Raw genomic sequence first — 10,004 nt, forward strand, 5'->3', positions numbered from 1 at the left:
GGGCCGCAAACGGTTGTCGCCCATGCTCCAGTTCCCCACGTGGAAATATCTCGTCGCCGCGCTAGTGATCGCGCTGTCGGTGTTCTACTCGCTGCCCAACCTGTACCCGCAGGACCCGGCCGTGCAGATCGCCGCCAACCGCGGCAGCGCCGTCGATGACGCGCTGGTGCTGCGGGTCCGCGGCGCGCTCGAGGCGGCCAAGATCGAGACCAAGTCGGTCGCGATCGAAGGCAGCAGCCTGGTGGTGCGCGTCGCCACCCCCGAGCGCCAGACCCAGGCCTATGACTTGATCAGCAAGGAGCTGGGCCGCAGCTACACCGTCGCGCTGAACCTGGCCTCGACCGTGCCGGACTGGCTGGGCTTCCTGGGCGCCCGGGCGATGTCCCTGGGCCTGGACCTGCAGGGCGGCGTGCACTTCCTGCTGGAAGTGGACCAGCAGGCGGCGATCGACAAGCGCACCAATGGCTTCGCCGACGAGATCTCGGCGATCCTGCGCGACGGCAAGTTCGCCTACACCAGCGTGTCCCGCACCCCCGAGGGCATCCAGGTGCTGCTGCGCGATGGCGCCGACATGGCGCGCGTGCGCGCCGCGATCGGCCGCGACGCGCCCGAGCTCGAGCTGATCGTCGACCCGGCCCAGCCCGAGCGGCTGCTGGCCCGCATCACCCCGGCCCAGATCCAGGCGATCATGGACGGCGCCATCGAGCAGAACCGCAGCACGCTCGACAACCGCATCAATGCCCTGGGCGTCGGCGAGCAGGTGATCCAGCGCCAGGGCGACAGCCGCATCGTCGTGCAGCTGCCGGGCGTGCAGGACACCGCCGAGGCCCGCAAGCTGATCGGCGCCACCGCCACCCTCGAATACCGCCATGTGGTCGACAACGGCCTGAAGGCGGCCGAGGCCGCGCGCACCGGCGCGGTGCCGGCCAATGCCCGCCTCTACTACATGCGCGAGCTGGGCCCCGACGGCAAGCCGCGGCCGATCCTGCTTTCGCGCCGGGTCATCGTGTCGGGCGACCAGCTGGTCAATGCGACCTCCAATCCCGATACGCAGGGTGGCGGCTTCGCGGTGCAGATCGAGCTCAACAACGCCGGCGGCAACCGCATGCTGGCGCATACCCGCGACAACGTCGGCCAGCTGATGGCGGCGGTCTACATCGAATCGATCCCGGAAGTGCGCACCGTCGACGGCAAGGACGTGCTCAGCTTCCGCGTCAGCGAGGAAGTGATCAACGCCGCCACCCTGCAGGGCGTGTTCGGCAAGAACTTCCAGACCACCGGCCTGTCGAGCCAGCAGGAAGCGACCGAGCTGGCGCGCCTGCTGCGCGCGGGTTCGCTGGCGGCGCCGATGGTGATCATCGAGGAGCGCATCATCGGCCCGAGCCTGGGCGCCGAGAACGTGGAGCGCGGCCTGTCGGCGGTGTTCTGGTCCTTCATGTTCGTGCTGGCCTTCTTCCTGGTCTATTACAAGACCTTCGGCATCGTCACCAACCTGGCGCTGCTGCTGAACCTGCTGATGGTGGTGGCGGTGATGTCGGTGATCGGCGCCACCCTGACCTTGCCTGGCCTGGCCGGCATCGCGCTCACGGTAGGCATGTCGGTCGACGCCAACGTGCTGATCAACGAACGTATCCGCGAGGAGTTGCGCAACGGCAACACGCCGCTGGCCAGCATCGCCAATGGCTACGACAAGGCATCGGGCACGATCACCGACTCCAACACCACGGCGCTGCTGGCCGGCGTGGCGATGGCGGTGTTCGGCTCCGGCCCGATCCGCGGCTTCGGCATCACGCTGATCATCGGCATCCTGACCTCGATGTACACCGCGGTCTCGGTCTCGCGCGGCATCGCCACCCTGATCTACGGCAAGCGCAAGAAGCTTGCCAAGATCTCGATCTAACGCATTCCTGGAGGCGGCGTGGAACTTTTCCCGTCCAATAGCAACATCAACTTCATGCGCACCCGCTACGTCGCGTTGGCGGTGGTGGCGACGCTGTGCCTGTCGGCCCTGGCCCTGATCGGGATCCGCGGCTTCAACTACGCGCTCGACTTCACCGGCGGCACCGCCACCGAGATCGAGTTCGCCCAGCCGGTCGACGTCGAGCAGGTGCGCGAGCGCCTGGAGGCCGCCGGCTACAGCGGGGCCGTGGTGCAGACCTTCGGCGCCGGCAACGACATCGTCATCCGCCTGCAGCCGCAGGAGACCGGCGACGAGGCCACGGGCACGCAGCGCGAGTACAGCGGCGCGGCGATCCTGGCGGCGGCCCAGCCCGACGGCAACCCGGGCACGGTGCTGCGCAGCGACTTCGTCGGCCCGCAGATCGGCAACGAGCTGGCGCTCAACAGCGTCTACGCGGCCATCTTCGTGGTGCTGGGCTTCCTGGCCTACATCTGGGCGCGCTTCGAGTTCAAGTTCGCGGTGGCGGCCATCATCACCACCCTGGTCGACCTGCTGGTGGTCTGCGGCTGGTTCGCGCTCAGCCAGCACGAATTCGACCTGACGGTGCTGGCCGGCATCCTGTCGGTGATGGGCTTCTCGATCAACGACACCATCGTGGTCTTCGACCGCGTCCGCGAGAATTTCCGCAGCCTCAAGGTCGAGCCGCGCGAGGTGCTGAACAAGTCGGTCAACCAGACGCTGTCGCGCACGATCATCACGTCGTTCGTGGCCTTCCTGACGATCCTGGCCCTGTACCTCTACGGCGGCGAGTCGCTCAAGGGCATGGCCGAGTCGCAGATGATCGGCATCGTGTTCGGCACCCTGTCCTCGATCTTCGTGGCCTGCCCGCTGCTGATGCTGATGGGCGTCACCAAGCAGGACCTGATGCCGCGCGCCAGGGACGACATCGAAGCCGAGCTCGCTCGACGGCCGTAATACCGCATTCGCGGTATTACCCCACGATTTGCTTTGCAAATCGTGGGCCCCGGGCTCATCACTTCCCATCCCCTGCGCCTTCGGCGCGCCCCCCTTACCAAGGGGGGCTACGCAAGCACGAAAAAGGCCCGCATCGGCGGGCCTTTTTCGTTGGGCTTTTTTTTTAACTCGCCTCGGCGGAATCGCGGCAAGAAAATCTGCTGGAGAGGCGTCTTGGGATGGGGTGCGAAGAGCCACTCCCATCGCTTCGGCCCTATCCGCTTTTATCCGTGCTCATCCGCCTTTATCCGTGTTCAAGGCTTTTAAAAGCCAGATCAAACGGAGAACGCAGCGGCGTAGTTGCTCGAGACGATGGCCTTTTGCAGGTGTTCGGTGATCTTGAGGTTGCCGGCGACGATCTGGCCCGACATCAGCAGCTTGTCGCCGCCACCCCGGAAGTCGCAGACGCGGCCGCCGGCTTCGCGGACCAGGAGCAGGCCGGCCGCGATGTCCCAGGGCTTCACGCCGGCCTCGAAGTAGGCGTCGGCGCGGCCGCAGGCCACGTAGGCCAGGTCCAGCGCCGCCGAACCGGTGCGGCGGATGTCCTCGGCCTCGCCCAGCACGGCCTCCAGCGCCGCCAGGTGGGGCGCCAGGCGCTTGCGCTCGCGCGGCGGGAAACCGGTGATCAGCATGGCCCCGTGGAGGTCCTTGCGCTCGCCGATGCGGATCTTCTTGTCGTTGAGCACGGCGCCGGCGCCGCGCGAGGCGGTGAACAGCTCGTTGCGCAGCGGGTCGAAGATAACGCCATGGATCGGCTCGCCGCCCTCGCACAGCGCGATCGACACGCAGAAGTGCGGGTAGCCGCGCAGGAAGTTGGAGGTCCCGTCCAGCGGATCGATGATGAAGGTGTGCCGGCCCGAGCCCATCGCCCCCGACTCCTCCGCCAGGATGGCGTAGTCCGGGAACGCGCGCCGCAGCTCGCGTATGATCTCCGCCTCGGCCTGGGCATCGACTTCGCTCGCGTAGTCCTGCTTCGATTTCTCGAAGACGCTCAGGCTGTCGAGCTTGCTCATGTGGCGCAGGATCAAGTTGCCGGCCGAACGGGCCGCCTTGACCATGACGTTGACGACAGGTTTCTGCATATGCCCGTCCAAAGGTCCGCTGGATTGTGAAGAGAACAAGGGGCCGGTCGAGCCGGCGCGGCGCAAAGGATAACAGGTTGCCCTGAACGGGGCCTCTAAAACCATGATCGAAGGCCTTCCCAATCTCCGCATCGTGCTGGTCGGCACCCAGCACCCCGGCAACATCGGCTCGGCCGCGCGCGCCATGAAGACCATGGGGCTGTCGGCCCTGCACCTGGTCGCGCCCGAGCGGTTCCCCGACCCCGAGGCCAACACCCTGGCCGCCGGCGCCGACGACCTGCTGGCCGCGGCCCCGGTGCATGCCGACCTGGACGGTGCCCTGGCCGGCTGCCACCTGGTGCTGGGCACCAGCGCCCGGCGCCGGCACGTGCCCCTGCCCGAGCTGGCGCCCCGCGAGGCGGCCGAGCGCCTGGTCGAGGCCGCGGGGCAGGGCCCGGTGGCCCTGCTGTTCGGCCGCGAGCGCACCGGGCTGGAGAACGCCGAGCTGCAGCGCTGCCACTTCACCGTGGGCATCCCCACCGATCCGGGCTTCAGCTCCCTCAACCTGGCGGCCGCGGTGCAGGTGCTGGCCTACGAACTGCGGCTGGCGGTGCTGGCCCGCGCCGGGGGCGGGCTGCCGTCCGGTCGCCCCATGCCCCCGGTGGACGCCGAGCCGCCGGCCACGGCCGACGAACTCGAGGGCTATTTCCGGCACCTCGACCAGGCCCTGCACGACATCGACTTCCACAAGGGCAAGCCGCCGGAAATGGTGATGTCGCGCCTGCGCCGGCTGTACCTGCGGGCCGGCCTGGACGCGCGCGAGCTCAAGATCCTGCGCGGCATCCTGTCCGAGGCCCAGCGCATGGCCCGGCTGGCCCGGGGCGGTCGCGCCTAGCGCGGTCGCGGCGGGGCGCATACAGTAGGCCACCCGAAGTCCCGATGCCCCCGAGCCCTACGTGACGCCACAGCAACCCCGCCCCAAGCCAGGCCTCCGGCGTCTGTTCCTGCTCCTGCTCCTGCTGCTGGCCGGCCCGGCGCCGGCCGCCGACGGCGTGCTGGTGCTCGGCCGCATCAGCGACGACCCGCGCCGCCACCACGAGCAGCTCAAGCCGCTGCTCGACTACGTGGTGCCGCGCATGCGCACCGTCGGCATCACCCAGGGCCGCGTGCTGATGGCCCGCGACCCGCAGCAGATGATGAGCTACCTGCGCCGCGGCAAGGTCGACTGGGTCACCGAAACGCCGGGCACCGGCCTGCTGCTGGCCGACCGGGTCGGCGCGCGGCCGCTGCTGCTGACCGAGCGCAGCGGCGCCCGGGAATACCGCAGCGTCATCTTCGTGCGCCGCGACAGCGGCATCACCGACCTCGACCAGCTGCTGGGCAAGACCATCGCCTTCCAGTCGCCGTCCTCCACCAGCGCCTACCTGGTGCCGGCCATGGCGCTGCGCCGGCGGCGCCTGCCGATGGGCCTGATGGTCTCGCCGCTCGAAGGCCGCGAGCCGGGCAGCGTCGGCTACGTCTTCGCCAATACCGACGCCAACCTGGCGGCCTGGGTGCACAAGCGCCTGGTCGACGCCGGCGGCTTCAGCGACCAGGACTGGGACCAGCTGCAGCGCGTGTCCGAAGCCTTCCGCCGCGACCTGGTGGTGATCCACACCACCGAGCCGGTGCCGCGCGCGATGGAGCTGGTCAGCGCCAACATGGCGCCCGACGTCGAGGCCCGCCTGAAGGAAGTGCTGCTGGGCGCCAGCACCGACCCGCAGGCGCGCGACGCGCTGCGGCAGTTCTTCCGCACCACCGGCTTCTACGAGCCTGACGCCGCCGCCCAGGTCCAGCTGCAGCAGCTGCGCCGCGGCGCCCGCGAGATCCGCGAGGCCCTGGAATGAAGCTGCCGGTGAAGCTGGGCCTGCGCGGGGAACTGCTGCTGATCATGTTCGGCATGATGCTGGTGGTCGCCGCACTGGTGGCGGCGCTGTGGCTGCACGAGAAATCGAGCAGCCGCGACGCCCGCGAACTCAGCGCCAGCGCCATGCGCGAACTGGCCCGCGAAGGCCTGCTGGGCCGCGGCCAGACGCTGTCGAGCCAGCTCGCCGACGCCGCCACCAACCCGCTGTACTACCTCGACCTGGCGAAGCTGGGCGAGCTCGCCCGTGCCACCCTGCGCCAGCCCGACGTGGTCTACGTGGTCATCCACGACGCCGAGGGCCAGGTCGTGCACGACGGCTCAGGCGACATCCCCGCCTTCGGCCAGCCGATGTCCGATCCGATGGCCTACGAAGCGCTCAATGCCGAGGGCGTGCACGGCCAGTGGAGCGACAAGCTGCTCGACGTCGCCAGCCCCATCCGCATCGGCGGCGAACGCATCGGTGGCGTCCGCGTCGGCCTCTCGCGCGAGAGCGCCAATCGCCGCGAGCAGGAAATGCTGGAGCCGCTGGCCGAGCGCCTGCAGGACGCCAGCAACGAACACCTGGGCTGGATCCTGGCCCTGATGGCGGCCCTGGTCGCGATGGGCGTCACCGCCATGGGGCTGCTGCAGCGGCGCGTCGTCCAGCCCATCAGCGGCCTGGCCGAGGCCGCCGCGCGCATCGAGCAGGGCCGCTATGCCGACGTCCAGGTCTCGTCCGACCGCCAGGACGAGATCGGCGAGCTGGTGCGCGCCTTCGCCCGCATGAGCGAGTCGGTCGCCCGCCACGACCGCGACATCCGCCGCATGGCCTACACCGATTCGCTGACCGGCCTGTCGAACCGCCTGGCCTTCCGCGAAGCCCTCGACGACCGCCTGCTCACCCTGCAGGCCAGCAGCGGCGAGCTGGCCCTGCTGTTCGTCGATCTCGACGACTTCAAGCGCGTCAACGACACCCTCGGCCACGAGGCCGGCGACGAAGTGCTGGGCCAGCTGTCGATGCGCATCCGCATGGCGGTCGAGCGCCTGGGCGGCGTTGGCGCCGAGATCGCACGCTTCGGCGGCGACGAGTTCATCGTGCTGTTCATGGCCGACGACATCCGCGCCAGCTCGGGCCACCTGGCCGAGTCGCTGATCGAGGAAATCCAGCGGCCGCTGGTGCTGCGCGGGCGCCAGGTGTTCCTGGGCGCCTCGGTGGGCATCACCCTGTTCCCCTTCGACGCCGCCAGCGCCGGCCAGCTGCTCAAGAACGCCGACATCGCCATGTACCAGGCCAAGGTCGCGGGCAAGGGCTGCTACCGCTTCTACTCCAAGGCCATGGACCAGGCGGTCGAGCGCCGCGTGCAGCTGGAGGAGGAGCTGCGCGGCGCCTGGGACCGCGGCGAGCTGAGCCTGCACTACCAGCCGATCTACCGCCTGGCCGACCGCCGCCTGATGGGCGCCGAGGCGCTGTGCCGCTGGCAGCACCCGCGCCTGGGCGTGGTGCCGCCGTCGGTGTTCATCGAAGTGGCCGAGCAGAGCGGGCTGATCGAAACCCTGGGCCGGCACGTGCTGGTGCAGGCCTGCCAGGACGCCGCCACCTGGTCGCTGCCGGGCATGGAGCCGCCGTTCGTGTCGGTGAACATCTCGCCGCGCCAGCTGCGCACCGGCGACCTGCCCGACGTGGTGGCCAGCGCGCTGGCGGCCACCGGCGTGCTGCCGCGCCAGCTGCACCTGGAGCTGACCGAGACCGCGGTGCTGGGCGACGAGGTCCAGGCCAGCGCGCTGCTTTCGCGCCTGCGCGCCACCGGCGTGAAGGTGTGGCTGGACGACTTCGGCACCGGCTTCTCGGGGCTGAGCCACCTGCGCCGGGTGCCGGTGGACGGCGTCAAGATCGACCGCAGCTTCGTCGCCGACGTCCTGCGCGACCCCGACGACCTGGCGCTCACCTCGGCCATCATCGCCATGGCGCATTCGCTGGGCATCACCGTGGTGGCCGAGGGCATCGAGGCCGAGGGCCAGTACGAGGTGCTGCGCGAGCGCGGCTGCGACCAGGGCCAGGGCTTCTGGCTGGGCCGGCCGATGCCGGCCGCGGAGATGAAGCGCCGCTTCGCCGAGTGATCAGCTGACCAGCTTGCCGATCCACACGGCGATCTGCCCCGAGAAGAAGCCAACGACCACCAGTTCGGCCAGGCCCAGCGCCCAGGCCACCAGCATCAGCCGGCCGTCGCGCTCGACCAGGGCGATGGCGTAGGCCAGCAGGATCAGCCCGAACGGGTAGTTGGTGGCCAGCAGCGGCAGCGCCAGCAGGAAGCCCAGCAGCACCAGCAGCAGGCCGGTGAAGGCGCGCGCGGCGGGGTGGTCGATCACGCCCTCGGCGCGCGGCCGGCTGACTTTCTCCAGCCAGCCCAGCAGGCGCGCGGTGCGGTTGCGGAATTTCTCGACGCCCTCGCGCGAGAGTTCGCGCCGGGACAGGAAGCCCGGGATCCAGGGATGCGCGAGCTGGAACAGCATCTGCAGGCCGATCAGCGACACCAGCGGCCCGCTGATGGCGCCGGCACCGATCGGCAGCGGCACGAAGGCCGGCAGCACCGCGATCAGCAGGAAGACGCCGAAGGCCCGGGCGCGGAACTGGTCGAGCAGGTCGCCCAGGGTCAGCGAATGCCCGGCGCGTCCCTCGGCGAGGGCGTGGAGCAGGGCGCGGGTGCTGATTTCTGGGCTCATTGGGCCGGAGTCTGTGGGGGGCCGGCTTTATCGGCCCTAAATTGCCGGGGCATCCTCGGCGAACGGCAGCCTTGAAATCAGCAGCTTGTCGATGCGCGCACCGTCGAGGTCGACCACTTCGAAGCGCCAGCCTTCCCAGTCGAACAGCTCGCCGGCGTGCGGGATGCGGCCGAAACGCGCGATCACCATGCCAGCGACCGTGTGATAGTCGTGTTCTTCCTCGCCCGGCAGGGCGTTCACCGACAGCACCTCGCGCAGCTCCTCGCTCGACAGGCGGCCATCGACCAGCAGCGACCCGTCGGCGCGGGTCACCACCAGCGCCTCCTCGTCCTCGTTCTCGGTCGCCTGCACCCGGCCCAGCACGGCGCCCAGCAGGTCGTTGGCCGAGACCATGCCCTGGATGTCGCCGTACTCGTCGACCACCAGGGCCATCGTCTGCTGTTCCTCGCGAAAGATCTCCAGCAGCTTCAGGGCGTGGGTGGACTCGGAGACGAACAGCGCCGGGCGCAGCTCGCGGAACAGGTCGGGCGTGGTGGTGGCGCTGGCGCCCAGCAGGCCGGTGAGGGTCTTGACCTCGAGGATGCCCAGCACGTCGGCGTCGCTGCCGCGGTAGACCGGGTAGCGCGCATACGGCGTCTCGCGCATGGTCGCCAGGTTTTCCTCGGTGCTGGCGGACGCGTCGAGCCAGACGATGCGGGTGCGCGGCGTCATCAGGCCGGCGCTGCTGCGGTCGCCCAGGCGCAGCACGCGGTTGATCATGTTGCGTTCGTCGGCGTCGATCACGCCCTGTTCGTGGCTTTCCGCCACCAGCAGGCGGATCTCTTCTTCCGTCACCTGGTTGTCGCCGCCGCGGTTGAGGCCGAACAGGCGCATCAGGGTGCGCGTGCTCAGCGACAGCAGGTAGACGAAGGGCGTTGCCACCAGCGAGATGGCGTTCATCGGCACGGCCACCACGCTGGCGATGCGTTCGGGCGCCAGCAGCGCGATGCGCTTGGGCACCAGCTCGCCGATGATGATGCTGAAGTAGGTGATCAGAGTGACCGCGACGCCGGTGCCGATGCCCTGGGTGAGCTCGGGGTCGAGGCCGAACGGCGCGATCATGTCGGCCACGCGGTTGCCGATGCTTTCCCCGCCGAACACGCCGGTGAGGATGCCGATGGAGGTGATGCCGACCTGCACCGTGGACAGGAAGCGTTCGGGATGCTCGGCCAGCTCCAGCGCGGTCTTGGCCCGGCGGCTGTCCTGGGCCATCTGCCGCAGCTTGGGCTTGCGCGAGGCCACGACCGACATTTCCGACAGCGCGAAGAAGCCGTTGCAGACGATCAACAGCAGGACGAGGGCGAGTTCCAGGGTCATGGGCTGCCGGACGGGGCCGGCGCGGGTTTCCTTGGGTCAGGGAGCGTGGGGGAAGGCGCAACTATGC

Annotated in this window: 8 protein-coding genes; 5 read left to right on the forward strand and 3 right to left on the reverse strand. The window is 69.5% G+C overall.

Going from position 1 to position 10,004, the window contains the following annotated elements:
• The first annotated feature begins 22 nt into the window (after positions 1-22).
• Both secD and secF read left to right on the forward strand, forming a co-directional pair.
• Positions 23-1,900 (forward strand): protein translocase subunit SecD, encoded by a 1,878-nt coding sequence (secD, locus tag VFQ84_RS12175; RefSeq protein WP_325131905.1) that lies wholly within the window; start codon positions 23-25, stop codon positions 1,898-1,900.
• A gap of 54 nt (positions 1,901-1,954) precedes the next feature.
• Positions 1,955-2,875 (forward strand): protein translocase subunit SecF, encoded by a 921-nt coding sequence (gene secF / locus VFQ84_RS12180; RefSeq protein WP_325131914.1) that lies wholly within the window; start codon positions 1,955-1,957, stop codon positions 2,873-2,875.
• A gap of 314 nt (positions 2,876-3,189) precedes the next feature.
• Here the strand turns inward: secF and VFQ84_RS12185 are convergent, their stop codons facing one another.
• Positions 3,190-3,996 carry an inositol monophosphatase family protein gene (locus VFQ84_RS12185; RefSeq protein ID WP_325131906.1) on the reverse strand — a complete coding sequence of 269 codons (807 nt, stop codon included), beginning with the start codon at positions 3,994-3,996 and terminating at the stop codon, positions 3,190-3,192.
• A gap of 103 nt (positions 3,997-4,099) precedes the next feature.
• On the opposite strand from VFQ84_RS12185, the gene VFQ84_RS12190 reads away from it, so the two are divergent.
• The 3 genes from VFQ84_RS12190 (at position 4,100) to VFQ84_RS12200 (ending at position 7,978) form a co-directional block, all read left to right on the forward strand.
• Positions 4,100-4,870 (forward strand): RNA methyltransferase, encoded by a 771-nt coding sequence (locus VFQ84_RS12190; protein ID WP_325131907.1) that lies wholly within the window; start codon positions 4,100-4,102, stop codon positions 4,868-4,870.
• 61 nt (positions 4,871-4,931) lie between these two features.
• Positions 4,932-5,861 (forward strand): phosphate/phosphite/phosphonate ABC transporter substrate-binding protein, encoded by a 930-nt coding sequence (locus tag VFQ84_RS12195; protein ID WP_325131908.1) that lies wholly within the window; start codon positions 4,932-4,934, stop codon positions 5,859-5,861.
• Complete coding sequence (locus VFQ84_RS12200) at positions 5,858-7,978, forward strand: putative bifunctional diguanylate cyclase/phosphodiesterase (RefSeq protein WP_325131909.1); 2,121 nt, start codon at positions 5,858-5,860, stop codon at positions 7,976-7,978. Before VFQ84_RS12195 ends, VFQ84_RS12200 begins: the two co-directional genes overlap by 4 nt.
• On the opposite strand, the gene VFQ84_RS12205 is transcribed toward VFQ84_RS12200, so the two are convergent.
• A complete protein-coding gene (locus tag VFQ84_RS12205) occupies positions 7,979-8,581 on the reverse strand; it encodes an exopolysaccharide biosynthesis protein (RefSeq protein ID WP_325131910.1) in 603 nt (200 codons plus the stop codon).
• Positions 8,582-8,617: 36 nt separating this feature from the next.
• Positions 8,618-9,937 (reverse strand): hemolysin family protein, encoded by a 1,320-nt coding sequence (locus VFQ84_RS12210; protein ID WP_325131911.1) that lies wholly within the window; start codon positions 9,935-9,937, stop codon positions 8,618-8,620.
• Positions 9,938-10,004: the final 67 nt, after the last annotated feature.

It is taken from the genome of Arenimonas sp., from assembly GCF_035721105.1.
Classification (GTDB): domain Bacteria; phylum Pseudomonadota; class Gammaproteobacteria; order Xanthomonadales; family Xanthomonadaceae; genus Arenimonas.

What these genes read in the sequence shown, in the direction of transcription:
- secD (WP_325131905.1), top strand. Translation starts at nt 23, where the DNA reads ATGCTCCAGTTCCCCACGTGGAAATATCTCGTCGCCGCGCTAGTGATC.
- secF (WP_325131914.1), top strand. Translation starts at nt 1,955, where the DNA reads ATGCGCACCCGCTACGTCGCGTTGGCGGTGGTGGCGACGCTGTGCCTG.
- VFQ84_RS12185 (WP_325131906.1), bottom strand. Translation starts at nt 3,996, where the DNA reads ATGCAGAAACCTGTCGTCAACGTCATGGTCAAGGCGGCCCGTTCGGCC.
- VFQ84_RS12190 (WP_325131907.1), top strand. Translation starts at nt 4,100, where the DNA reads ATGATCGAAGGCCTTCCCAATCTCCGCATCGTGCTGGTCGGCACCCAG.
- VFQ84_RS12200 (WP_325131909.1), top strand. Translation starts at nt 5,858, where the DNA reads ATGAAGCTGCCGGTGAAGCTGGGCCTGCGCGGGGAACTGCTGCTGATC.
- VFQ84_RS12205 (WP_325131910.1), bottom strand. Translation starts at nt 8,581, where the DNA reads ATGAGCCCAGAAATCAGCACCCGCGCCCTGCTCCACGCCCTCGCCGAG.
- VFQ84_RS12210 (WP_325131911.1), bottom strand. Translation starts at nt 9,937, where the DNA reads ATGACCCTGGAACTCGCCCTCGTCCTGCTGTTGATCGTCTGCAACGGC.